Annotated in this window: 21 protein-coding genes and 1 pseudogene; 17 read left to right on the top strand and 5 right to left on the bottom strand. The window is 41.8% G+C overall.

Features of this window, described 5'->3' with window-relative positions; genetic code table 11:
- Positions 1 to 24: 24 nt before the first annotated feature.
- From AAC855_RS05560 to AAC855_RS05550, 3 genes are all read left to right on the top strand, one after another.
- Positions 25 to 831: an energy transducer TonB family protein gene (locus AAC855_RS05560; protein ID WP_340608638.1), complete on the top strand. Its 807-nt coding sequence runs from the start codon at positions 25 to 27 to the stop codon at positions 829 to 831.
- A 40-nt stretch (positions 832 to 871) separates the two neighbouring features.
- Entirely contained in the window at positions 872 to 3043 is a 2172-nt protein-coding gene (locus AAC855_RS05555; RefSeq protein ID WP_422824354.1) for a S9 family peptidase, read from the top strand.
- A gap of 141 nt (positions 3044 to 3184) precedes the next feature.
- Entirely contained in the window at positions 3185 to 5440 is a 2256-nt protein-coding gene (locus AAC855_RS05550) for a TonB-dependent receptor domain-containing protein (RefSeq protein WP_340608637.1), read from the top strand.
- 124 nt (positions 5441 to 5564) lie between these two features.
- Here the strand turns inward: AAC855_RS05550 and AAC855_RS05545 are convergent, their stop codons facing one another.
- From AAC855_RS05545 to xseA, 3 genes are all read right to left on the bottom strand, one after another.
- On the bottom strand, positions 5565 to 5792 hold the full coding sequence (locus AAC855_RS05545; RefSeq protein ID WP_340608636.1) for a hypothetical protein: 228 nt from the start codon (positions 5790 to 5792) through the stop codon (positions 5565 to 5567).
- Between the two features lie 12 nt (positions 5793 to 5804).
- The gene (locus AAC855_RS05540) at positions 5805 to 6041 is read right to left on the bottom strand and encodes a hypothetical protein (protein WP_340608635.1); all 237 of its coding nucleotides are present in this window, start codon (positions 6039 to 6041) and stop codon (positions 5805 to 5807) included.
- Between the two features lie 306 nt (positions 6042 to 6347).
- Positions 6348 to 7721 (bottom strand): exodeoxyribonuclease VII large subunit, encoded by a 1374-nt coding sequence (gene xseA / locus AAC855_RS05535; protein ID WP_340608634.1) that lies wholly within the window; start codon positions 7719 to 7721, stop codon positions 6348 to 6350.
- 174 nt (positions 7722 to 7895) lie between these two features.
- Here xseA and guaB point away from each other — a divergent pair, with 174 nt between their 5' ends.
- From guaB to AAC855_RS05515, 4 genes and pseudogenes are all read left to right on the top strand, one after another.
- The gene (gene guaB / locus AAC855_RS05530) at positions 7896 to 9362 is read left to right on the top strand and encodes an IMP dehydrogenase (protein WP_099110907.1); all 1467 of its coding nucleotides are present in this window, start codon (positions 7896 to 7898) and stop codon (positions 9360 to 9362) included.
- An 82-nt stretch (positions 9363 to 9444) separates the two neighbouring features.
- Positions 9445 to 11022, top strand: coding sequence for a glutamine-hydrolyzing GMP synthase (guaA, locus tag AAC855_RS05525; protein WP_340608633.1), 1578 nt, complete (start codon positions 9445 to 9447; stop codon positions 11020 to 11022).
- Positions 11023 to 11246: 224 nt separating this feature from the next.
- Positions 11247 to 11453, top strand: a pseudogene (locus AAC855_RS05520) (Arm DNA-binding domain-containing protein); the annotation flags it as partial.
- Positions 11454 to 11877: 424 nt separating this feature from the next.
- On the top strand, positions 11878 to 12084 hold the full coding sequence (locus AAC855_RS05515; protein WP_141554489.1) for a hypothetical protein: 207 nt from the start codon (positions 11878 to 11880) through the stop codon (positions 12082 to 12084).
- Between the two features lie 708 nt (positions 12085 to 12792).
- Here the strand turns inward: AAC855_RS05515 and AAC855_RS05510 are convergent.
- The gene (locus AAC855_RS05510; RefSeq protein WP_340608632.1) at positions 12793 to 13215 is read right to left on the bottom strand and encodes a hypothetical protein; all 423 of its coding nucleotides are present in this window, start codon (positions 13213 to 13215) and stop codon (positions 12793 to 12795) included.
- A 417-nt stretch (positions 13216 to 13632) separates the two neighbouring features.
- Between AAC855_RS05510 and AAC855_RS05505 the strand changes: the two genes are divergently transcribed.
- Positions 13633 to 14436: an alpha/beta fold hydrolase gene (locus AAC855_RS05505; protein WP_340608631.1), complete on the top strand. Its 804-nt coding sequence runs from the start codon at positions 13633 to 13635 to the stop codon at positions 14434 to 14436.
- Here AAC855_RS05505 and AAC855_RS05500 read toward each other — a convergent pair.
- Positions 14428 to 15006: a recombinase family protein gene (locus tag AAC855_RS05500; protein WP_340608630.1), complete on the bottom strand. Its 579-nt coding sequence runs from the start codon at positions 15004 to 15006 to the stop codon at positions 14428 to 14430. The genes AAC855_RS05505 and AAC855_RS05500 overlap by 9 nt on opposite strands.
- Before the next feature lie 312 nt (positions 15007 to 15318).
- On the opposite strand from AAC855_RS05500, the gene AAC855_RS05495 reads away from it, so the two are divergent.
- The 9 genes from AAC855_RS05495 (at position 15319) to AAC855_RS05455 (ending at position 26277) form a co-directional block, all read left to right on the top strand.
- Complete coding sequence (locus AAC855_RS05495) at positions 15319 to 16716, top strand: alanine/glycine:cation symporter family protein (protein WP_340608629.1); 1398 nt, start codon at positions 15319 to 15321, stop codon at positions 16714 to 16716.
- 144 nt (positions 16717 to 16860) lie between these two features.
- Entirely contained in the window at positions 16861 to 18030 is a 1170-nt protein-coding gene (locus AAC855_RS05490; RefSeq protein WP_340608628.1) for a KamA family radical SAM protein, read from the top strand.
- Between the two features lie 152 nt (positions 18031 to 18182).
- A complete protein-coding gene (locus AAC855_RS05485; RefSeq protein WP_340608627.1) occupies positions 18183 to 19544 on the top strand; it encodes an ATP-grasp domain-containing protein in 1362 nt (453 codons plus the stop codon).
- A 12-nt stretch (positions 19545 to 19556) separates the two neighbouring features.
- On the top strand, positions 19557 to 20270 hold the full coding sequence (locus AAC855_RS05480) for a 2OG-Fe dioxygenase family protein (protein WP_340608626.1): 714 nt from the start codon (positions 19557 to 19559) through the stop codon (positions 20268 to 20270).
- A 17-nt stretch (positions 20271 to 20287) separates the two neighbouring features.
- A complete protein-coding gene (locus tag AAC855_RS05475; protein ID WP_340608625.1) occupies positions 20288 to 21514 on the top strand; it encodes an MFS transporter in 1227 nt (408 codons plus the stop codon).
- Between the two features lie 226 nt (positions 21515 to 21740).
- The gene (gene flhB, locus AAC855_RS05470) at positions 21741 to 22892 is read left to right on the top strand and encodes a flagellar biosynthesis protein FlhB (RefSeq protein WP_340608624.1); all 1152 of its coding nucleotides are present in this window, start codon (positions 21741 to 21743) and stop codon (positions 22890 to 22892) included.
- The gene (flhA, locus tag AAC855_RS05465; RefSeq protein ID WP_340608623.1) at positions 22885 to 24987 is read left to right on the top strand and encodes a flagellar biosynthesis protein FlhA; all 2103 of its coding nucleotides are present in this window, start codon (positions 22885 to 22887) and stop codon (positions 24985 to 24987) included. The genes flhB and flhA overlap by 8 nt, the downstream gene beginning before the upstream one ends.
- A 184-nt stretch (positions 24988 to 25171) precedes the next feature.
- Positions 25172 to 25744, top strand: a complete 573-nt coding sequence (locus AAC855_RS05460; protein ID WP_340608622.1) for a DUF4291 domain-containing protein — start codon at positions 25172 to 25174, stop codon at positions 25742 to 25744.
- Between the two features lie 50 nt (positions 25745 to 25794).
- A complete protein-coding gene (locus AAC855_RS05455; RefSeq protein ID WP_340608621.1) occupies positions 25795 to 26277 on the top strand; it encodes a DUF3592 domain-containing protein in 483 nt (160 codons plus the stop codon).
- Positions 26278 to 26322: the final 45 nt, after the last annotated feature.

Genomic DNA, 26322 nt, shown 5'->3' with positions numbered 1-26322 from the left:
CTTTGACATAATGTGCTATAAGAAATGTTGACGTATACAACGTATCAAACCACTCACGTTGGTCACGTGACAAAATCCTTTCTCGCCGCTATCACACTGCATGCCCTGTTGGTCGGTTGGTTGGTTTATAAACCGAAGGATCTTGATATAGAGGAATTTTTACCTCCACCCGCAGTTATGATGGAAGTATCACTACAGACGGAAGCAATACACAAAGTCGAAAAACAACCGATTGGTATTGAGCAACAGTTATCTGTTACCAGCGAACAACAGGAAAGTAAGGTTGATGCTGTCAATATGCCGAAACTGGATGTGAATGAAGAAGCCATGCTCCTGGTTGATAAAACGAAGAAAAAGAAACCAAAAGAACAGGACGCACCTAAAAAAGCTCAACCGGTTAAGCGAGTGCAGGCAAAAGAACAGGAAAGTGAAAAATCACAAAGCACCGCAGCACCGACAACCAGTACGGCGACGGCGGATAATATTACTTCCCGCACAGCGGCTTCTTATGAAAGTAATTCAGATGCCGCCGCTGATGCTAAAGCTGTCTGGCAGGCGGAAGTCAGCGGCCATTTAAACCGTTATAAAAAATACCCCGGAGATGCTCAGAGGAGAAAACGTACAGGGCGCCCAATGGTGAAATTTACAGTTAATCAATTTGGTAATGTGATTGACAGTGAATTGGTAAGACGCTCCGGAACGAACTCACTTGACAGGGAAGCAAGGCTGGTACTGGAAAGGGCGCAGCCATTACCTATCCCGCCTGATTCTATTTTAACCAATGGCAGTGTTACGGTTGAATTACCGGTTGATTTCACTTTATATCAATAACAATTGATCTTAAAAACAATAAAAAAACAGGACGAATGGCATGTCACAGTATAAAACGGTGTTTTCACCAAAAGCCAAAAAAGCCGTGCTCAGTTTTTTGTTGGGTAGCAGTTTGCTGAGTAATAGCGTCACGGCTATCGCGATGGAGGAAAAAATGATACCACCTATGGCTAAAAAGCAGCCGCATGAAATGACTATTCATGGTGATACCCGTATTGACGATTATTATTGGTTACGTGATGACCAGCGTCAGGATAAAGACGTTATTGATTATCTGGCCGCTGAAAATAACTATACCAAAGAGATGCTGAAATCTGGTCAGGAGCTACGGGAAACGCTGTATAACGAAATGGTTGGCAGGATGAATAAGGAAGACCAGTCGGTACCTTATACCTACAATGGTTATATTTATCGCACCGTTTATGAATCAGGTAAAGATTTCCCAATCTATCAGCGTAAGCCGGTTGATAATTCAACTGACTGGCAGGTCATGGTTGATGGTAATGAACGCGCGAAAGGCCATAAATTTTACCAAATCGGTGGGTTTGCTGTAACCCGCGATAATAAACGCATTGCTATCGCTGAAGATACTCAGGGCCGCCGTAACTTCCAAATTTCGTTTAAAAATTTTGGTGACAGTGAGTGGCAGAATAGTGTTATAGAGAATACTTCCGGTAATATTTTGTGGGCTAATGATGGTAAGACCCTGTTCTATGTCCGCAGAGATCCACAAACCCTGCTGCCTTACCAGCTATTTCGTCACCAATATGGTACGGATACCCTACAGGATAAAAAGATCTATCAGGAAGATGATGATCGTTTCTATCTGTCAATTTCGAAAAGTACCTCGCTTGACTACATTCTGGTTTCGATCACCAGCTATTCAACCTCAGAATATCGGTTGATAGATGCAAATAATCCACAGCAGGAACCACAAATGTTCTCAGCCCGTCAGGCTGGGCGTGAATATTATATCGACCATTTCCGTGGGCAATTTTATATTCGTTCCAATTATGAACACCCATTGTTTGGTCTATATCAGACAGATGCCATTAATAAACCGTGGAAAACGGTGATTGCGCCACAGGATAATACTGATCTGGAAGATTTTACCCTGTTTAACAAATGGCTGGTGGTACAGGAACGAACTAAAGGATTGTCCTCAATTCGTCAGATTGACTGGAAAACCCAGCAAGAAAAACAGGTTAAATTTGATGACCCAGCTTATATGGCATCATTGAGCTATAACCCTGAACCAGAAACGGATTTGCTGCGTTATAGTTATTCATCCCTGACAACGCCGAGTTCAGTATTCCAGTGGAATATGCAAACGGGTGAACGTGAATTGCTGAAACAGCAGGAAGTGAAAGGGTTCAATAAAGAAAACTATGAAAGTCAGCGTATTTGGATCAAAGCGCGGGATGGGGTAGAAGTACCGGTTTCTTTGGTTTATAGCAAGTCCCTGTTCAAAAAAGGTCAGAACCCGATTTTGATTTACGGCTATGGTGCCTACGGTATCAGCATGGATCCGTATTTTAGTTCTGCACTTTTAAGCCTGTTGGATCGTGGTTTTGTCTATGCACTGGTGCATGTTCGTGGTGGTGGTGACTTAGGCCGTAATTGGTATCTTCAGGGTAAGCTCGAAAATAAAATGAACAGCTTCCATGATTTTATTGATACGACGAAGGCATTAATTGCTGAAGGTTATGGCGATAGTAAACGAGTTTATGCCGAAGGTGGCAGTGCAGGTGGTTTACTGATGGGAGCGGTGGTTAATCAGGCACCGGAGCTATATCGTGGTGTCATCGCTAAAGTTCCTTTCGTTGATGCTGTGACGACAATGCTTGATCCGTCTATTCCGTTAACGACAGGGGAATATGATGAGTGGGGGAATCCGGATGATAAGGACGTTTATTTCCGTATGAAATCTTATAGCCCTTACGACAATATTCAGCCCCAGCGTTACCCTCATTTATTAGTAACAACCGGCTTACATGACTCTCAGGTGCAATACTGGGAGCCAGCGAAATGGGTAGCTAAATTAAGGGAAATGAAAAAAGGGGATAGTTTACTGTTATTAGAAACTAACATGGATACAGGTCACGGTGGAAAGCCGGGGCGTTTTAATCGTATAAACGATATTGCTTTCGATTATAGTTTCCTGTTGATGTTGGATGATGCTAAAACCTATTTCCCACACTTAAAAGATTAATAAAAATATATTAATAATGATGGATACTGATAATTCGTTATCAGTATCCAGGGTTTTTACACCCTAAAAACAATAAAATTATCGCAAAATTAGCGAAGCAATGTGAGCTTTAATAAATATTTTTAATTTAGGATGATATTAATGAAAATCATGGCAAGAATAGCTGGAGCCAGTGCAGTATTTATCGGGCTTCAGGGAATCGCTTACGCTGAAAACACAGATGACAATAAAAACCAGAAAGTCATGCGATTCAGCCCATTAAAAGTTTCCGGCTCTCAGGATAATAAAAACAGGCCACAAATTGAAGCCATGGAAAAACCCGGTGCTTATAGTTCTGTGGGAGAAGATAATAAACTGGAATCGATGGACAGCGTATTACGTAGTTTGCCGGGCACTTATACCCAGATGGACGCCAGTCAGGGGACGATAGCCGTGAATATCCGTGGCATGAGCGGATTTGGCCGCGTTAATATGATGGTAGACGGGGTGAGCCAGAGTTTTTATGGTATAGCTCCGAATCCATATGGTCATGGGCAACAGCCTTATAATCAATTTGGTAGCTTAATTGATCCTAATTTTATTATCCGAACGGATATTAATCGTGGGCAGGTTAGTGATGGGGATTCAGTTAATGCGCTGGTGGGAAGTGCTAACTTCCGTACTATTGATATTGATGATGTTATTTTTGAAGGAAATAACCTCGGTATACTCACTAAATCAACTTATGGTACTAATGGATTAGGTAAAAATGGTATGATTGCCATTGCAGGAAAAACGCAGGCATTCAGCACTGAAGGTTCGATTGGTGCTATGCTTGCTATGAGTGGTCACAGTATTGATGCTCACTATAAAAATGGCATGGGAATTAGCAGTGACGAATTTGGCACAGATAAAACATTTAAACAGAAACCCAATTCACAATTGATGAAAATCAATATTAAACCAAATGATTTTCATGATTTGGAGTTAGCTGGGCGTTTTTATCATAATAAATTTACTAAACGTCATGTAGATAGTTATGATTATTATCTGAAATATCATTACACACCATTTAGTGAATTAATTGATACTAAAATTTTACTTAGTACGGGGCGTAGTGATCAGAATGTGCAATCTGGAGCTATACCTGGTTTAGGTGGTAGTGAATCGCATAATAAATCTGCTGCCATTAATATCAAAAATACCAGCCGATTTAATTATGGCAATACTGATTTTGCATTTACTCTTGGTAGTAAATTTATGAACACTGAATACAATAAAAAAACGTTCATAGGTCTTGGTGCTGAAAATACAGTAAAAGAAGAAGACATCCAATTCTCACCGAATGGAAAGCAATATATTAATAGTATTTATAGTAGATTGAAAATAGAGCATGGTATTTATACGGCTGATTTAGGAGTAAATTATTTAAATTATAATATTAAAGGATTTAAACCTGCCTGTGACCCTCGTATTCCCTGCTTTCCTCAGGGAGCTGCTCCGGTGAATGTTAAAGATCATGGAATCAACCCAAGTATTTTGTTATCAGCAGAAATCATGCCTGAATTTCAGCCATTTGTAAGTTATACACATTCAATGAGGGCACCTAATATTCAGGAAGTATTTTATGGTGGCGGAGAAGGTAGTTCTGTCAACCCTTTTCTTAAGGGTGAAAAATCGGATACTTATCAAATAGGTTTTAATAGCTATCGCCCAGATTTAATTGTTGATGGAGACTCATTTTATCTGAAGGCAGCACTATTTCACACTAAAATTAAAAATTATATTAATAGTGATAAATATACACTTTGTGGTGAAAGAAAAATGTGTAAAAATGATATATCAATAAATGAGGTGGATATTAATGATTTAAGTGCTGATGTTAATACATATATATATACTAACAGTTTAACCCCTGTCATTATCAAAGGTGTTGAGATGGAAGCTAATTACGATGCTGGTATCTTTTATAGTTCGTTGGCATATAGTCATCAGAAGACACGGCAACCTACCTCACAAGCGGCAACTGTCATGGGAACAAGCTCCGCATCTCAGCTACCGGAGTGGTATATGACATTGGATACTGGCTTTCGGCTATTGGAAGAAAAAATAAGTGTAGGTGCAATAGTGAAATATACGGGACAATCTTATCATCAGGATTCTGATATAGATGTAAGTTGGGACATTGAGGAGAAAATGGTAAAAGATGATAAGATACCGACTATTATTGACTTATATACAGATTATCAAATGAATAAAAATATCCTTGTTAAATTTTCTGTACAGAACGTCGCTAATAAAAACTATGCAGATGCTTTGAACCGTATGAACTCTTCACCAAATGTGACTAGTGGTGAAGTTACATCCCAAACCGCCCGCGGCAGAACCTACGTAATGGGTGCTGAAATTCGTTTCTGATAGAATATTAAGATAATAGCCACTCTGGGATGTTACCTAGAGTGGCTATTAATATTTTTTATGCAGGTGTAGCTATATATTATATTAAAATACTGTTTTTCGTTAAATAATATGAAATTATATTTCATGGCTGTTTTGGTAGGTTGTTAATTATCGCCTTAATACTGTTGATAGCCAAATCAATTCCGATGCATATATCATTATATATTTTCTCGCTAATTATTTTGGCATCTTTTAACAAGGAAATAATTCCTTTGACTAAGTTTTCTATATTTGTAATAATATCAATGATGTCAGCTTTTAATTTATCACCTAATTTAAAATTTTCTGCCGAACTTGTTATTTCTTGCATAGTTATCTCACTCTATTTTATTTTAGTGTTATTTTCTATGAACACAGAATCAATGATTTTTTTGATGAGTTCTGCCAACCCTTCAGATGAAGCTATTATAATATTATATGTTTGAGTGGAGATGATATTAGCATCAAGTAATGTTTTAGCTATGCTTTTAATCAAGTCAAAAAAAGAATCAGTACATTTTTCAATATCTGTTATCACTGGTTTGCTAATGTTTTGTATTTGTAGCACTGCATCGTTCATAATATCCTCGCGATTTAGTATTGTGTAGTTTTGATAATTAAAATAAGAATTAATAAGGTTAAAGTTTATTCTAAAATACCCTATTCTATATAAGATATAGAGTTATTTTTTTAAAATGTTAATTTTAGATGTTATTCTAAAAAAATATTAATTTCTTTTTTAGGAAAGTGATTTAAATGTTAATTTAATAAGTGATTTCCTTATGTAATTAAGTGTAGAATAAAGATGTCATTCATCAAGTGACAGAGTGAGGAAAAATATAATAAGGTGGGGATTTTTAATATAACCCTCTTATTAATTTAAAAATTATAATGTGAAATTATTTTTTCTCTTGCTAGCTTTTTTCACTTGAGTCACCTGACTCTCAACCCAGCCATCCTGTACTCGTGTTTTCAGTGAGTCCCCCACTTTTACTTGCTTAATCTGCTTCAGCAGCTTCCCATCCGGTGTTTCGCTGATACTATAACCACGACTCAAGGTTGCCAGCGGGCTGACAGCTTCCATTCGTGAACAAGAAACAGCGAATCTCTCTTTATAGCGGGATAATTGCCGCTCAATTGCCTGTTTTAAGCGAAAGTCAATCTGTTGAATATGCTGGCTATGATGTCTTATCTCCTGTTCAGGAGTGTGTTGTAACAGACGCTGAATTAATTTTTCACTGACAGAAGAATTCTGTTTTAAATGACGTAGTAAACCATCAATTAATTTCTGACGTAATTCAGATAAACGATTTTGTTGACGAGCCAGCCGTAAATCAGGGCGTTGTTGTTGGAGACGGTGGTGTAATCCATTAAAAATACGTTGCTTCTGGGCAAAGAAGTAATCCATTGCCATTTCGAGGCGCTGTTGCAGGGATTGAACTTGTCTCAGCAGCTCAAGTTGATTACGACTCACTAACTCAGCTGCAGCGGAAGGCGTGGGTGCACGTAAATCAGCGACGAAATCGGCAATAGTGACGTCAGTTTCGTGCCCGACGGCACTGACGACAGGAATTTGGCTATGGAATATCGCCCGTGCCACCTGTTCATTATTAAAACACCATAAATCTTCCAGTGAGCCACCACCGCGCCCGAGAATGAGAACATCACATTCCTGCCGGATATTAGCTAATTCAATCGCCCGAATGATTTGTAGCGGTGCTTCTGTTCCCTGAACTGCGGTAGGGTACACAATAACCGGTAGAGAAGGGTCACGTCGTTTCAGAATATTCAGAATATCGTGTAACGCAGCACCACTGGCTGAAGTAATCACACCAAGCCGTTTTGCAGGGGAGGGAAGCGGTTTTTTATAAATCTGCTCAAATAACCCTTCAGCGGTGAGTTTCTGTTTTAAAACCTCAAACTGTTGTTGTAGTAACCCATCTCCGGCAGGCTGGATACTTTCCACAATCAATTGGTAATCACCCCGTGGTTCATACAGAGTGATCTGTGCTTTTACTAACACCTGTTGACCATTTTGTGGCCGGAATGTCGCCCGCAAATTGTAACTACGGAACATTGCCGCCCGGATTTGTGCCCGTTCATCTTTCAGCGTGAAATACCAATGACCTGACGAAGGTTGGGAGAAGTTAGAAATTTCAGCACTGAGCCAAATTCTACCCATTTCAAGCTCTAATAGCTGACGAACCGTCTGATTCAGACGACTAACAGAAAAAATTCCAGTGTTGGTTGGCAGTGACATGTGAGCTAGATCAAATTTTAAAACAAGGACTTAATTGACTGATAATAACTGCTCACCACCACTAATCAAGAAATTTTTTCAGAAAATGCTGGAGGCAACCGATTACGGCCTGTATAATGCCGCGGCAATATTTTATCCCTTATTGACGCCCCATAGCTTGGTGAGATATTGCTCATGTTACGAATTAAAAAAGAAGCATTAACTTTTGACGACGTTCTGTTGGTTCCTGCCCATTCTACAGTTCTGCCTAACACGGCAGATTTGTCCACACAATTAACATCTACTATTCGCCTGAACGTGCCTATGCTCTCAGCAGCAATGGATACCGTGACGGAATCTTCTCTGGCTATCGCGTTGGCACAGGAAGGGGGAATTGGCTTTATTCACAAAAACATGCCTATTGAACGTCAGGCTGAAGAAGTCAGCCGCGTGAAAAAACATGAAAGTGGTGTTGTTACCGATCCTGTCACTGTCACGCCACAAACGACATTGCGTGAAGTTAATGAATTAGCTGCACGTAATGGCTTCGCTGGTTATCCTGTTGTAACAGAATCTAACGAGCTGGTAGGTATCATTACTGGTCGCGATGTGCGTTTTGTGACAGATTTGGAATTGCCGGTTACCGCAGTAATGACACCAAAAGAGCGTTTGGTGACGGTAAAAGAAGGTGAAGCCCGTGACGTAGTATTGCAGAAAATGCACGAAAAACGCGTAGAGAAAGCACTGGTTGTGGATGATAACTTCCACCTGCTCGGCATGATCACAGTGAAAGATTTTCAGAAAGCAGAACGTAAACCAAACGCTTGTAAGGATGAGCAGGGTCGTCTGCGTGTAGGTGCTGCTGTTGGTGCCGGTGCTGGCAACGAAGAGCGTGTTGATGCGCTGGTAGCTGCTGGTGTAGATGTGTTGCTGATTGACTCATCCCATGGTCATTCTGAAGGTGTTTTGCAGCGTATCCGCGAAACCCGCGCTAAATACCCTAATCTGCAAATCATTGGTGGTAACGTGGCAACGGGTGAAGGCGCTAAAGCGCTGGTAGAAGCTGGTGTGAATGCTGTTAAAGTCGGTATCGGCCCTGGTTCTATTTGTACGACCCGTATCGTGACCGGTGTTGGTGTACCACAAATTACCGCCATTGCTGACGCAGTAGAAGCGCTGGAAGGAACAGGGATCCCGGTTATTGCTGATGGTGGTATCCGTTTCTCTGGTGACATCGCTAAAGCGATTGCCGCAGGTGCTGCATGTGTGATGGTTGGTTCCATGCTGGCAGGTACAGAAGAATCTCCGGGTGAAATTGAACTCTATCAGGGGCGCTCATTCAAATCCTATCGTGGAATGGGTTCTCTGGGCGCAATGTCTAAAGGTTCTTCTGATCGTTACTTCCAGACTGATAATGCGGCAGATAAATTAGTACCGGAAGGTATCGAAGGCCGTGTTGCTTATAAAGGACTGCTGAAAAACATCGTTCACCAACAAATGGGTGGACTACGCTCCTGTATGGGTCTGACAGGCTGCGCTACGATTGATGAACTGAGAACTAAAGCAGAATTCGTTCGTATCAGTGGCGCGGGTATTCAGGAAAGCCACGTTCATGACGTGACTATCACGAAAGAATCACCAAATTACCGTTTAGGCCTGTAATTTACTTACACAGTGGCTCGCGATAGCGGGTCACTGATTTTTTTATTTTTTAATTGCCACTTGTTTTGGGAATTCACCTCTAATGACAACTAATATCCATCAACATCGCATTTTGATCCTTGATTTTGGCTCGCAATATACACAACTTATTGCTCGCCGTATCCGTGAAATCGGTGTTTATTGTGAACTTTGGACATGGAATGTCACTGAAGAACAAATCCGTGCATTTAACCCTAGCGGCATTATTCTTTCTGGTGGCCCGGAAAGCACAACTGAGAACAACAGTCCACGTGCGCCAGAATATGTGTTCAACGCGGGTGTGCCAGTATTGGGTGTCTGCTATGGCATGCAAACCATGTCTATGCAATTGGGTGGCGAAGTTTCTACCTCTAGTGAGCGTGAGTTTGGCTATGCTCAGGTTGAGCTGAAAGGTGATAGCGAACTGTTCCGCGGTATTCAGGATGCACTGAATGAATCAGGTACACCGGTACTGGATGTGTGGATGAGCCATGGCGATAAAGTTACTGCCATTCCGGAAGGCTTCACGACTGTAGCCAGCACTGATAGCTGCCCATTTGCTATTATGGCGAATGAAGAAAAACGTTTTTATGGTGTACAGTTCCACCCGGAAGTGACTCACACTCATCAGGGTCTGAACATCCTGAAACGTTTTGTGCTGGATATTTGCCAGTGTGAAGCCCTGTGGACACCTGCATCTATCATTGATGATATCGTAGAGCGTCTGCGTGCGCAGATCGGTGATGATAAAGTTATCCTTGCTCTGTCTGGTGGAGTCGATTCCTCAGTAACAGCGCTGCTGCTGAACCGCGCAATTGGCAAACGTCTGACCTGCGTATTTGTAGACAATGGTCTGCTTCGTCTGAATGAAGCGGAGCAGGTGATGGAGATGTTCGAGGGTAAATTCGACCTGAACATCATCCATGTTAAAGCCGAAGATCGTTTCCTTTCTGCTCTGGCGGGGATTAATGATCCTGAAGCTAAACGTAAAACCATCGGTCACGTATTTATTGATGTGTTTGACGAAGAAGCGTCAAAACAAACTCAGGTTAAATGGCTGGCACAGGGTACGATTTACCCGGATGTTATCGAATCAGCAGCATCTGCGACAGGTAACGCGCATGTAATCAAATCTCACCATAACGTAGGTGGTTTGCCGGAAGATATGGCACTGGGTCTGGTTGAGCCTCTGAAAGAGCTGTTCAAAGACGAAGTTCGCCGCATTGGTCTGGAACTGGGTCTGCCATATGACATGCTGTACCGCCACCCATTCCCGGGCCCGGGTCTTGGTGTACGTGTACTGGGTGAAGTGAAGAAAGAGTACTGTGATTTGCTGCGTCGTGCTGATGCTATCTTCATTGAAGAACTGCATAAAGCTGATCTGTATAACAAAGTCAGTCAGGCATTTACCGTATTCCTGCCAGTTCGTTCTGTTGGAGTAATGGGGGATGGACGTAAATATGACTGGGTTGTCTCCCTGCGTGCAGTAGAAACCATCGACTTTATGACCGCGCACTGGGCACACCTGCCATATGATTTCCTTGGCCGTGTATCAAACCGTATCATCAATGAAGTCAGTGGGATATCGCGCGTAGTCTATGACATAAGCGGCAAACCACCAGCAACAATTGAATGGGAATGATATAACGCCTTCCCAAGCCTCACCAAATCATCATGATTTTTGAATTAAGACCCTGATTTCAGGGTCTTTTCATCCCCAAACCTCACCAAGCCTCACCATATCAGCATGCGATTATTGACGGTATTTTTGACGGTATCGTAATATACTTTATCTCTGATGAATCAAAATACCGTCAGGTTTTTTTGTGAAATTGACGGTATCAGAACGATAAAAAGGATACCGCTATGCTGACAGACACCAAGTTAAAAAACCTCAAACCTACCGATAAATTATACAAGATTTCTGACCGTGACGGACTCTATGTAGCCGTTACAAAAGCAGGTACAGTCTCGTTTCGTTATGATTACCGAATTAACGGACGACGTGAAACTGTCACGCTTGAAAGATATGGCGCTGACGATATTCCATTTTCCAAATTTATCAGGGAAGTGTCCCGCCACGGGATCCCCGTTCTCAAGCAGTGAAAGTAAGACGGTGCTTTTCTTTGTTGTATGAATAAAAATAGCTTATTCCGCAAAGGGGCTGGTAACATAGTTCTTGGCATAGTGGTTTCAAAGTAGCAGTTTTTTTGCGAAAACTATGATACCAGATTATCATGCCGTCCAAGTTTCCTTCACAAAACATCCACGGCCCCTAGAAAAACAGTTAGGTTTTGTTCAGGTTCACCTGAAAGCCCGAAGATAACCTTAGGCAACTCCCGTAGTACAGGACGGGGGTTGCCTTCGGCGCTGTATTGACTGTGGGGAAAAATAGCCCAATTCAATTATGGATTTCAAGGTGCGAATTTCAACCAATGTCGCTTTGATATAATAACCAGAGTGGGTGCCAACAAAAACAAACTATAATGTTAATCAAATGAAAAAATTATCATCATTAAAAGTGACAGCAATTTTTGCTATTAGCGCTTTGCTATCTGCGTGCGCTGATAGCAATTACACAATGTTTCCAGATACGATGCCTGAATGGTGGTACAGCCAGCATCATAGCGTCTATACAGGTCCTAGCTGGAATGCAAAAGAAATAAACAAAATGATAGAGTTAAAGAATCAGCAAAGTAATTAAATCTGATGGTATGTGCACAGGTGGGTCGTGCTGCCAATGGTTAGATGCGTATTTTTTTGAAGAGGAACATTAGTTCGTAATTCACTAATTCATTTGCAGTTTGCTATCTTTTGAAAGCCATAGAGCATATGTCAATCTAACTATTGGAGTCATGACCGGGCCTTCGGGTCTGCATTTTTTTATGTAGGTGAGAGGACGGCATAAGTACCGTCCTTGATTTATTATAAACAATTCGCATGTCCCGCTTCTCCTGGATTCAACGCGTCACATTGAGCTACACAGCGGTCATATGCTACGGGGTCTAACATCTCAGATCTGCAAAACCAAGCATAAGTCTGTACTGAAGCGAAAAGAGTCGTACCCGCTACTAGGCAAAGAAAAAGATATTTTTTCATTTTACTATCCACCTATAACGTGATTATCAAGAAATTAATAAACCTAATAACTTTATCTCTACTGAATAATAAATGAATAACATTTAATAATCAGTTAATGCACGAAACTAAAATCAATATTTCTTTACCTATTACCCGTGATGGCAACTATTTCTGCGATATGTACTCTGCCTATATTGTGGTGATCAAGAAATTCGGGATACTTTTCTCGCTTCTTACCACTGTATCACTGTATATCGTATGACAGTGAATTGAGCTTCTTAATCATTAAGTCGGTATCCACATATCAGTTTAATTAATACAAAAAGACTTTTTAAAGAGGAAGGTCATGTCGACCCGGGTTAATATCCAATATTTTATGTCCAAGATGCCTTCTCAAAACACGACCATTTGAGTAAACAAAATCAAATGGAAACCATCCTATCTCAGGATTTTTGTACGCAGTAATGTGTATATTCTCAATTCCGCTGCACACAAGGAAAACAATAGATATATCAGTTGTATATAGTAATTGTACCTCTGCTTTTTTTTTTAATAGCTCTCTTTCATGAAAACAATTTGGATTCAGGTAGGTTATATGTGTGTGAAACGATTCTGTTTTATTTGGTCTCCTTTCTCGATTTATCGGGGCTTTTCTGACAATACAATCTTCATATACGAAATACGTAGAATTTCCAAAATCATTCAGTGAATTTTTAGTGGTAAGTTTGCACTCATAATTTGTCCAATTATTCATTTAGAGTCTATCCTAATAAAATTTTATTCTAGACGATAAGGTCACATGCAAAAGACAATATCGTTTGGGCGGTTTCTTTATTTTCAACAGCGATTTTGGCAGGAAGAACTGAATTGTTTTTACTTCTTATTTTCCATTTAATTGGTTGTGTGTCATAAACATCTGCTGCATATGAGTCAACGCTGAACTGGCATCTACTGACAATAATTGAAGAAGCTATGATTGCTTAGATGCATAATGATTCAATTTTCAGTTTTATTGCCTGCTAAAATTGTCAAAAGTAGATAATAATGCATTCTTTTATAATCTCAAATAAGGTAATACTCAATATGCTGGATTTTCGAATAGGTCACAGTGTTATCTGGTTGATTTAGTGTATAAAACAACACCATTTAAATCTAGGCGGGGCAATAGACAGTGCATTCGATTGAAAAAACTATCCATCTGGCAGATTCATTTGTCTCTTATCGTAAAGACTTTAGTGAAAATCGGGAAAACTCCCAGAACCCAGTGATGTTTCTGCATGGTACAAATAGCGATGGGAATAGTAGTTTTGGAAAGATAAAAACCCCATTTAACCGTGACCGGGCGGTGATTATTCCCGATTATGCGGGCTGTGGTAACTCCAGTTTGCCATCCGGTGAGCTGACGATTGAACATCTTGCAGAGCAAGTAGTTGCAGTGATCAATGATAGTGGCGATGGGCCTGTGGATTTGGTGGGGTTCTCTTTGGGGGCAGTGGTTGCTGCTGTTGTTGCTGCGACTCATCCACAACTAGTGAATCGACTGGTATTGACGGCTCCGTGGGCAACCAATGACGATCCCTATTTCAGACTGATGTTCACAACGTGGTTAAAATTAGAAAACAGTGATCAGGCTTTAGCAACAGCTTTTGGCTTATCCCATGTTCTTAGCTCGGAATTTATTTCATCATTGGGGCAGGAGACTCTCAATCAAATCTGTGCCAGACCATCAGAAAAAGAGACGGACAAACGCATAGCTCTGGGACTAACAGTAAATATCGAGAATCACCTTACCCGGATAAATAAAGACACATTAATTATCGGCTTAAGCCACGATACGCTTATCCCGCCTTATCTGGTGCGAGAAGTGCATCGGTGTGTGAAAAACAGCCAGTACAGGGAAGTAAAGAGTGGTCATGCTGTACCAGTGGAAAACCCAACAGAATGGGTGAACGTTATCAACGATTTTTTACTCTGAACGAATTGATGTAGTGGCTAAATTCACGGGTAAATATTTATAAATGGTTGACAGTGATACATCATAAATAATGGATAACTGCTTTCTGGTATGGCCTTTATGCAGTAATCTGGCGGCCTGTTGCCGATCTTCTTCGGTAAATCTGACAGGTCGTCCGCCGATCCTCCCTTGTTCCCGGGCTGCCGCCAAGCCCGCATTTGTTCTTTCGACAATCAATTCACGTTCCATTTCTGCCAGTGCACTCATCACATGGAAGAAAAAACGCCCCATTGCGGTACTGGTATCAATACTATCCGTCAGGCTTTGGAAATGAATTCCCTGTTCATTCAGTTCTGAAATTAATGTCACCAGATTTTTCACACTGCGTCCAAGACGATCCAGTTTCCAGACAACCAGCGTATCGCCAGATTTCAGATGCTTCAACGCACGTTTTAATCCCGGACGATTGGCGGTTCTTCCACTGATTTTATCTTCAAAAATCATTTCACAGTGGATATTGGCTAATGCATTTCTTTGTAAATCACTATTCTGGTCACTTGTTGATACTCTGATATAACCAATTTTTGCCACGGATAACCCTTAATTATGTAATGAACTATTCACAAGGGAATAATACCGATTTATACATTATAAAAACCTAAATTTTACCGGATTACGTGATAAAAATTCATAAAATAGCGCTTTGTCATTGATTTTATTATGGCGAAAAACAGTAATAAATAAAATCATTAACATGCCTCCTGACTCGGTGATCATACTCACAGTATTAAGTTTTATTAACAAGAGTTAGCAATTAGTTCTCGATTATTTTCTCAAAATGCTCTTTATTTAGTTGAAACAATTTTGTTGCTAACTTGTTATTTATAATTCCGAGGGTTGTATATGGAGCTGATCACACAATGGTTAGGTGCAATAAACGGGGTTGTATGGGGAGTACCAATGCTGATTGGTCTTCTGGGCATTGGTATTTTCATGCAAATCCGTCTGTCTTTCCTGCCTATCCGTAAATTAGGAACAGGTTTCAAATTACTTTTCCAAAAAAACAAACAACGTGGCGAAGGGCAGATTTCACCTTTTAATGCATTAATGACCGCATTATCCGCAACAATAGGGACAGGAAACATTGCCGGGGTAGCAACCGCCATTGTCATGGGGGGGCCGGGTGCACTGTTCTGGATGTGGATGACGGCATTAGTAGGAATGGCGACTAAATATTCTGAAGCCGTGCTGGCAGTGCGTTACCGTGAAACAGACAAAAACGGCAACTATGTTGGCGGCCCCATGTACTACATCAAAAATGGATTAGGAAAAAAATGGGTCTGGCTAGGAACGTTATTTGCCGTGTTTGGTAGTATGGCCGGTTTTGGTATCGGCAATACAGTACAGGCCAACTCGGTTGCTGAAGTATTACACAGCAGCTTTGGTATTGATAAAGCCATTACTGCTGTTGCGCTGGTTCTTCTGGTCGGTGCGGTACTGATTGGTGGCATTAAGCGTATTTCTGATGTTGCAGGTAAGCTGGTGCCTGTGATGACCGTCGGTTATTTGGGGATCGGAATTATCGTTCTGGGGCTTAACGTGACCGCAATTCCGGAAGCATTCGCGTTGATTATTAAATCTGCATTTACGCCTGTTGCGGCACAGGGTGGATTTGCCGGTGCAGCCGTCTGGGCTGCAATCCGTTTTGGTATTGCCCGTGGTGTATTCTCTAACGAAGCGGGTATGGGAAGTGCGCCTATCGCTCACGCAGCAGCAAAAACCCAAAATCCTATCCGGCAGGGCTTAATCGCCATGTTGGGCACTTTTATCGATACCATTGTAGTTTGCTCCATTACCGGGCTGACCATTGTCATTACCGGCGGCTGGCTGACAGGTGAAACCGGTGCAACACTAACAGCGAGTTCTTTCTCGGCAGTGATTCCGGGGGGCCATTACCTTGTTGCGATTGCTCTGGCTATCTTTGCTTTCACAACCATCTTAGGCTGGAGTTTTTACGGTGAAAAATGTATCCAGTACTTATTTGGAACGAAAGCCATTACACCTTTTCGTATTGTCTGGATCATTGCGCTACCAATTGGCGCGACTCAGTCACTGAGTTTAGTTTGGTTATTAGCAGACACACTCAATGCGATGATGGCTATCCCTAACTTAATTGCGATTGCTCTGTTAAGCCCGGTGGTATACCGCCTGACCAAAGATCATATCCATGATGTGAATGCGGACAGTATTGAGATTAAGGCAAGCAGTATTGAAATTAAAACGGCAGTGAAAACAGATTAATAATTATTAAATAAATCTATAAATTGAAATGGCTCCTATGTCTCCATCTGAGTGTTATCAGGCCTAACGCACAGATTGAGATATGGGAGCATGTTATTTATGAGAGGTACACAATTAATATAATAATGAAAATTAGAGGCAATAATGAACTATAGTCATGTCGTACCTCATTCTCAGCAAATTTTGACTACTTCAACTGAAAACTGGATTGACTGGCGCTGGCAGCAAAAAAATGCCATCCGTGATGAAGAAGCCTTACGTTTAGCCTGTGGCGGATGGAGCGAAGAAATAACCCAGCGTATCCAGCAAAATCTACAGGGGCAAAAGATGCAGATCACCCCTTATTATCTGCGTCGTATTTTAGCCACCAGTCAATCTGACGATATCACCGCAAGCCCACTCTGGCGGCAAGTCGTTCCGTTCTGGCATGAAGAGAAGCAGAGTGGTTATGACGGGGAATCAGAAAACTGGGAGCTGAATGATGAAATGAAAACCCCTATTTGCCAGCATAAATATGACAACCGAGTCATTTTGCGCATGGTGAATGCCTGTAATTCCTACTGTCAGTTCTGTTTTGAAGCCCTGCGAACATTGAAAGTTGATTCAGGGAAATCCAACGCAGGTCGTAGTTCCTTCCAGCAGTCCATAGAATACATCAAGAATACGCCTTCAATCGAAGAAGTTATCCTGAGCGGTGGTGATCCGCTGATGCTGACGGATAACAAATTAGCTGAATCCCTCGCGGCTATCAGAGAAATCAGGGATGACCTGTTGATTCGTGTTCATTCCCGTGCTCTCACTTTTAATCCTTACCGTATTACCGATAATCTGTTAGACGCTCTGGAAAAATATCGTGTTAATGCGTTTGGTGTGCATATTTGTCACCCACTGGAAATCAGTGAGGAATTCCAGTCTGCGGTGCGTCGTATCCAACAAGTTGTGCCGATTGTCTTTTCCAATATGCCTTTTTTACGTGGCATTAATGATAGTGAAGAGACCCTGCATAAGTTATTTATAGCGCTTTATCGTATTGGCGTGAAACCTTATTATCTCTATCACTTTATGCCTTTCTCGCCGGGTTCTTCGGAATATAAAGCTTCAATTAATGATGGCATCGCTATCATGAAAAAGCTCAAACGCCGGGTTTCTAACATTGCCTTGCCGGAATATGTTTTGCCACATATGAAGGGAAAATTTACCGTTCCATTGTTCACGGATCCTGATGAAATCCCTTATTTCGAAACCCGTGGCAGTCAACATTATTATCGTTTTATTAACTGGAAAAATGAACCATGTGAATGGTTAGATAATTAATCCCATTTATTGTTTTATCAACGGTTAATTTAATAAATAAAAAATAAACTTATACCCGATAGATTTCAGATAACTGACGGCTGAAAGTCAGTTGCTCGCTCAGCGATCTGAAATACTAAGGGTATATAGCCCGTGTATTACGAGGATTTCACATGAAACCAACTGCAATTCTATTTGTTGATATTGATGAAGCGGATGTAACACGTTATTACTACCGGGAACCTCATTTTGCAGAAGCAAAAAAGATGGGAATCTCTTGTCTGACGGTGGCGCATAAAGGCCGTCAGAATACTGAACGGCTTTTTGCTGACAGTGATGAAGTTTTTTTCTTGGCATCGTTATCGGCTGAATCCTTGCAGGCGTTTGTTATTAGCTTGCAACAGACTTACAACCTGTGCGCAATTCTCTGCTATGCGGGGCAGGCTTCTGCTTATGGGCAGCTGGGCTGTATGATTGCCGAAATCTGCCAAAAAATCGGGATACCTCACTCTTCTTCCGCTTCTATTGCTGCCTGTAACAACAAATTTCTTATGCGTCAGGCATTACAAAAGCACGGAATTAGATCAATAAATTATGCCTTGTGTAATAGTGAAGAGGAATTATATCAGCAAGCAGAAATAATTGGTTATCCGGTTATAGCAAAACCGCCTTTTGGCGCAGGCTCAGTTTTTATTAAGAAATGCAATAACTGGCCTGAATTACAATCTCATTATCAATTATTTAAAATACAATACAAATCTACCGCTTCCATTCATTTTCTGGGAATGACTGAGACCTATTTTACCTCTGAAGGTATATCACTCCTTAATCAGCCCGGGCAAAGTATGCTGCTGGAAGAATATATTGAGGGTATTGAAGGTACTATTGAATGTGTAATGACTCAGGATGAAACTTATCCGATTTTAATAAATGAAAAACTGATTCTGACTGAAAAAAACAATACGATATTAGAGAATCTACTTATTTCTCCACCTGTTTCATTTACCGAAGCAGAACAGCAACAAATCAGAGATTATGCCATTGCCTGTATACACGCTGTCGGGTTGAACTATGCTATTGCTCATCTTGAATTCCGCATGACGTCAGATGGCCCGGTAGTTATTGAAATTAATCCTCGGCTTGGTGGTCTATTTGTCAGTACCGCATTTCGTGATGTTGCAGGACTAAATCCTTACCAACTTTATCTTTCTATTCTTTTACATGAGAAAGATATTGATACACAGATTAAACAAGGCCAACAGCAGGCCATGACAGGTAAACAACATTACTCTATGTTAGCTATTTATCCGGAAAATAGCGGTTATTTTCATGGGATAGAAAATATTGAGTACATCAAAAATAACGCTTGCGTCATCGAATGCCGGACTCAGCCGGCTGGCTGTTATATTGATGCGGAAACAGAAGAACATTATCTTATAAGGTGCTGGGCAAAAGTTGATAATGCTTTCCATGCCTATGCATTACACAATGAAATAATACAGCATGTAAAACCCATTATTACGCCAATCTTATAAGGGCTGTCACTCATGCGAATTACAGACATTTCGACACAATTAAGGGATAAGCATTATTGCCATATTTCTCATTTTGATGAACTGATTTCATATCATGAAGCAGATGCCAGAACATTTAAAAGCTATTGGAATAATTTAGCGTTGGATCAAAATTTCAAAAGTTATACACATAGGGAAAGACGAATTCTGCGCTATTATTATTGTCCCGGCATGGAAAATCCTTTACAACTTAATCGGGACAGTGAATATCGCTCATCAGTCATCTATGACGTTGAATATACAAAAGGCGCTAACCAACTTAGTTATGCGGAAGAAGAGTTTATCAACCATCCTATTATGCAACGTATTCTTTCAACGAATATTGCTATCTTAGGCGGACGATTAGTAAAAGGTTATCGTTATTCGATTGATATTCACCAATTCCGGGTGAAAGCTTCGTCAGGTAAAGAGAGTCCGACCACTTCTGGCATTCATCAGGATGGACAAGAGTGGATTTTTATGCATTTTATTCAAAGTCATAATATTGTCCCTGTGATTTCTGAAGTTCATGCCAGCAGTGATGAAGCACCACCTTTACTGCAAACAGCGATGACTAATTTTCTGGAAACCCTCGCAATAGATGACAAACAACTTTATCATCGAGCGAGCAATGTTCGGCAAATATCTCCTACCTCTGAGGCATTTCGGGATTTATTGTTGGTCACTTTCCGGCAGTCTCCTGAATAATAAGAGAGCTAATAATAATGTTAAGTCAGGAAAATAGTTTGAATGTGCGTTGGTCTGGCCGTAATGCGTTATTTATCGTGAGTGCGAGGTTTGTCTCTGATTTTGGCGCATTTCTGAATATGGTGGCGTTATCCACCTACGTTTACCTGCTTAGTAACAGTGTTATGCACGTCAGTATTTTTCTGGCTTGTCGTGTTGCTGGTGGTGTTATCGCCAGTTTAGTCGGAACCCCTTTTTTCCGGCGTTATTCTGGTCGATGGCCGCTGGTTTGTTTCGATTTATTGCGGGTTACACTGCTGTGTTTGTTACTGATAATCCCGGTTTCGCAGCAATTATTGATCTTACCGGTGATTGCTTTCGGGATTGGGTTGGGTAACTCAATGTTTGCCATCGGGTTAAACAGCCAGCTTCCACATTGGGTATGTGCTTCACAACGTATATCAACGAATTCCTGGCTGACTTCCGTTGCGGCCACCGGCGCAGTACTTGGCAGTCTGGTATCCGGTTTACTGGTTGCCGGCAGTGGTTATGAAATGGTTTTTATTGTCAACATTATTACTTATCTGGTCGCGGCAATATTGATTATGCCACTGCGTTTTCTCACCAAACCTGAGTCACAAGGAACACGGGCTTTAGGGAACGAATGGCAAGAATTACGTCTTGGGTTACGCGGAGCACCTGTACTGGCCGGCATGTTATTCCTCAGTCTGGCGGATACACTGGGAAGTGCTGCCCATAACGTCGGTTTTCCTATCATTTCCAAGCTATTGAATCCGGATAATGCCAGTACGGTAATGGGCTTGTTATTGGCAACATGGGCGGTGGGAAAATTCAGTGGTGCGCGCTTAGCCAGTTATTTGCTACGCAGTCGCAACTTATTGAAAATGGAAAAACTGTTTTTTCTCGGTGTCGCATTGATGTCAACGGGCTTTATCCTGACTTTCCAGCAAACCGCCCAGATTTGGTTGCTGGTATTTGCTGTCTGGGCAGGTATTGGGGATGGAATTGCAGAAGTGAGTTTAATTTCCCGGGCACAAAGTGAACCGGAAAGCCTACGGTTACCCATTTTCAGTCTGCTGACCTTACTGCAAATGACGGGTTTTGGTATCGGAATGCTGTTGGTCGCACCGTTCTATGTCTGGCTGCCACCTTCCAGCGTTATTATCATATTCCACGGTTTGCCACTGGCCGTGTTAGTTATGATTTTGATATGGATACGGCGTTTTACCGTCAGTAAGGTGTGAATTTCATCTATTTGTCACCTTCGAAATTCCTACCTTGTTGGTTGCATTGAATACTTTTAATTCATGGGGCGTATAATGCCCCAAATATCCCCGCAAATTCCGCAGTGTTCCCGCCATTGAATTTCGCCGCTTTTGTCATGCTTAACGATATTTTATTTGCCCTTTGCTGAAGTTTGTTGAGGGCTGATTTCCTGCATGCAATAACGAATGCTCACCAAGGAAAGCTGTGGCTGAAGATAGCGATCTCGAAAAAACCGAAGAACCCACGCCCCATAAACGGGAAAAAGCTCGAAAAGAGGGGCAGATAGCGCGTTCGAAGGAACTCACTTCTATCCTGATGTTAGCGGGAGGTGTCAGTCTGCTCTGGATGAGCGGGCAATCGATCACACACGAACTTTCATTGATGGTATTCGAAGGCTTTAATTTTGACCATAACATGGTCAGTAATGATAAACAGATGGTGCAACAGGTTGGTCGCTTGTTGAAACAGGCTGTCTGGGCAGTATTGCCCGTGTTTACCGGATTGGTCTTGATTGCCCTGAGCGCACCAACGTTAATGGGTGGGCTGATATTCAGTTCAAAATCCATCAAATTTGATCTGACTAAACTGAATCCGGTTGCTGGCCTGAAGAAGATCTTCTCCATGAATGCGTTAGCGGAGTTATTCAAGGCAATTCTGAAAGCATCATTGGTAGGAGGAGGGGCTGCACTATTTATCTGGGCAAATTGGCCTGCCATGCTGAACCTGACAACTCAACCACCGCTGGTGGCATTGAGTGATGCCATGATGATGCTGATTTTTGCAGGCTACATTGTGCTGTTTATGTTGATACCGATGGTGGCGTTTGACGTGCTTTATCAGATCCGCAGCCACCTGAAAAAACTGAGAATGACCCGTCAGGAGATCAAGGATGAATTTAAGGAGCAGGAAGGGGATCCACATGTAAAAGCGCGGATTCGCCAACAGCAGCGTGCGGCTGCACGTAAGCGCATGATGGCGGATGTGCCGAAAGCGGATGTCATTGTCACGAACCCGACTCACTACGCAGTAGCTTTACAGTATGACAGTAACAAAATGGGCGCGCCTAAAGTATTGGCGAAAGGGGCTGGGCTTATTGCTTTGCGTATCAAAGAGATTGGTGCGGAAAATCGAATTCCGTTATTGGAAGCACCTCCGTTAGCAAGGGCGTTATTCCGCCATGCTGAAGTGGGGGGCTTTATTCCGGCAGCACTTTATGCTGCCGTTGCTGAAGTGCTTGCCTGGGTTTACCAATTGAAACGTTGGAAACGGGAAGGTGGCCTGAAACCAAAAACACCTGAAAATCTGCCAGTGCCGCCAGCACTGGATTTTGCTGGAGAAAATAATCGTCATGGCTAATCTGGCCTCATTATTACGTTTATCAGGGAATCGTTTACCGGGGAATATGAAAGGCTCCGAGTGGCAAATGCTTGCGGGGCCTGTACTGATCCTCATGATCCTGTCGATGATGGTACTACCGTTACCACCATTTCTGCTCGATCTCCTGTTCACATTCAACATTGCACTTTCCATCATGGTCTTGCTGGTGGCGATGTTTACGCGTCGGACACTGGATTTTGCGGCTTTTCCGACGATCCTGCTGTTTTCGACGTTATTGCGTCTGTCGCTGAACGTTGCTTCTACGCGTATCATTCTGATGGAAGGACATACGGGATCAGCGGCGGCAGGGCAGGTGGTAGAAGCCTTTGGGCACTTCCTTGTCGGTGGTAATTTTGCCATTGGTATTGTTGTGTTCGTCATTCTGATCCTGATTAACTTTATGGTTATCACCAAAGGTGCAGGGCGTATCGCCGAAGTCGGTGCACGCTTTGTACTGGATGGAATGCCCGGTAAACAGATGGCGATTGATGCTGATTTGAATGCTGGCTTGATTGGTGAAGATGAAGCGAAAAAACGCCGTGCAGAAGTGACACAAGAAGCCGATTTCTACGGTTCAATGGATGGTGCGAGTAAATTCGTGCGCGGAGATGCCATAGCCGGATTAATGATTCTGGTGATCAATATCATCGGTGGTTTAATTGTTGGTGTTGCCCAGCACAATATGAGCTTGGGTGATGCTGCGGAAGCCTATACGTTGCTGACCATTGGTGACGGCTTGGTTGCACAGTTACCGGCGCTGATCATCTCTACCGCTGCGGGTGTTATCGTTACCCGCGTAGCGACTGACGAAGATGTTGGTCAGCAGATGGTGACTCAGCTTTTCAACAACCCTAAAGTTTTAATGTTGAGTGCGGGTGTATTAGGTTTACTGGGTTTAGTTCCGGGAATGCCTAACTTTGTCTTCTTGTTGTTCACGGCTGCATTAGCGGGAGTCGGTTACTTCCTGCTGCGTAAGGATAAAGATCCGCTTACGGCACAACATGAAGAGATGAAAGCGGTGGAAGAACAACAGCAAACCGCTGAAGCTTCATGGTCTGATGTTCAACTGGAAGACCCACTGGGAATGGAAGTGGGTTATCGTTTGATCCCGATGGTTGATTTTCGTCAGAATGGCGAGTTACTTGGCCGTATCAGTGGTATCCGAAAAAAATTCGCACAGGAAGTGGGTTATTTACCACCTGTCGTCCATATTCGCGACAACCTTGAACTTGCACCAGCAAGCTACCGCATCATGATGAAAGGGGTAGAAATTGGTCGTGGTGAAGCTCATCCGGGACGTTGGCTGGCCATTAATCCGGGCGGAGCAGTCGGTGATTTACAGGGCGATCTGACGAAAGATCCGGCCTTTGGTCTGCCTGCTGTCTGGATTGATGACAGTTTAAGGGAACAGGCTCAGGTACAGGGTTATACCGTGGTGGCGGCAAGTACAGTTGTGGCTACACATCTTAACCATTTATTGTCTCAGCACTCCAGTGAACTGTTCGGCAGACATGAAGCACAGCAACTGTTTGAACGTGTGAGTCAGGAAATGCCGAAACTGACAGAAAACTTTATTCCTGATGTTGTCAGTCTGACGACCTTACATAAGGTTCTGCAAAATCTGTTGTCGGAACAAGTACCAATTCGTGATATGCGAACGGTTATTGAAACGCTGGCGGAACATGCACCGGTACAGACTGACCCTTATGAACTGACCGCTGCCATCCGAATTGCACTGGGCAGAGCCATCGCTCAGCAATGGTTCCCAGGCGTGGATGAAATCAAGGTGATTGGTCTGGATGCAAATCTTGAGCGTATTTTGCTTCAGGCATTACAGGGCGGTGGCGGACTGGAGCCGGGGCTGGCTGAAAGTCTGGAGCGTCAGGCGGCAGAAGCGCTGGAGCGTCAGGAAATGTTGGGAGCCCCACCGGTACTGTTGGTCAACCATGCGCTGCGCCCATTATTGTCACGTTTCTTGCGTCGCATACTGCCTCGATTGGTTGTACTTTCTAATCTTGAAATTACCGATAATCGCCAGATAAGAATGACGGCGACAATTGGTGGGGCTAGATAATCTCATTTCTTAATTTACGGTAAACCTCATTATTTTAAATGGGGTTTACCTATCATTATTTTATTTCTACTGTTCTATTTATTCTTTTATTCATAATATACCTGATATACCATAGGTTATTAGAGTTGGCTGAATTGATTTTTTTAATTAAATAATAAATTAAGTTATAGTAATAAAGGATAATATGTTTTCATATAAAGATAATCCGATTCGAGCATTTTACACCGAACAATATATCCGGGTATATCAGGCATTTTCAGATTCAATTGCTGATAGCGCTATACAAAATAACACTTTCGTTTCTCCTCCTTTTAGTATGACACGCATGACATGGATCAAACCCTCATTTTTATGGATGATGTACCGATCCGGCTGGGGGATGAAAGACGAGGGGCAAAAACGCATTTTAGCAATTGATATTACCCATGAAGGATTCCGGGAAATTATCCAGCAAGGCGTTATTAGCCACTATCATTCTGAATTCTCTGATTCAAGGGATGTCTGGAAAAAGAAAGTACAACACAGTGATGTTGTTATTCAGTGGGATCCGGAAAGGGATATCTCATTGAACAAATTAGAGCAGAGGACAATCCAAATCGGGTTACGGAATCAGGCTGTTGAAAACTATGTTAATCATTGGATTAGCAATATCACTGATATCACCGACACAGTACATCACATCCATGAGTTGGTAAAAAATAATCAGTTGGATTTAGCCCAAAGTTTATTACCGGAAGAAAGAATTTATATTGGATAATAAAGATAAATTTTTCCACAAAAGTGAATAATAAGGAATAAAAGAGATTTATGGAAACTAAATATAAAATTCTTTTAGGATTAGTGGCATTTGTTGGAGTTTTATTTCTTATTGGTGCATTTCATTCTGCTAAATCAACAGTAGGGCTTATGTTGGACGGAGTGAAAACAACGGGAGTTGTAACTGAATTAAAGTTACATATCTCAAATTCAAATAAGTCTAAAGGAAAAAAAGAGAGCAGATATTATCATCCGGTTATTAATTTTACAACTAAAGAAGGTAAGGAAGTTCAATTTACCTCTTCTTCCGGAAGTAATCCAGCCAGCTATAAAATTGGTGAAAAATTAGAGGTTATCTATTTGAAAGATAATCCTGCCAATGCTCAATTAAATAATTTTTCTAGTCTTTATGGTATTACTCTTGTTTTTTCACTCTTTGGGTTTTTATTTTCTCTAATAGGCTTTTTCCCTCTGTTTAGAGCACGAAAAAGCAAAACAGTAAAACTATCGAAAAGAAGTGAGATCGTATTTTAATGTAATGAAAATATTAGGAAATGCATCAAATTCAAAAGGCGCGAA

This window comes from Xenorhabdus bharatensis, assembly GCF_037996705.1.
GTDB classification, from domain to species: domain Bacteria; phylum Pseudomonadota; class Gammaproteobacteria; order Enterobacterales; family Enterobacteriaceae; genus Xenorhabdus; species Xenorhabdus bharatensis.
Note: the sequence above shows the minus strand (reverse complement) of the source record. Positions and strands in the feature narration are given on the sequence as shown.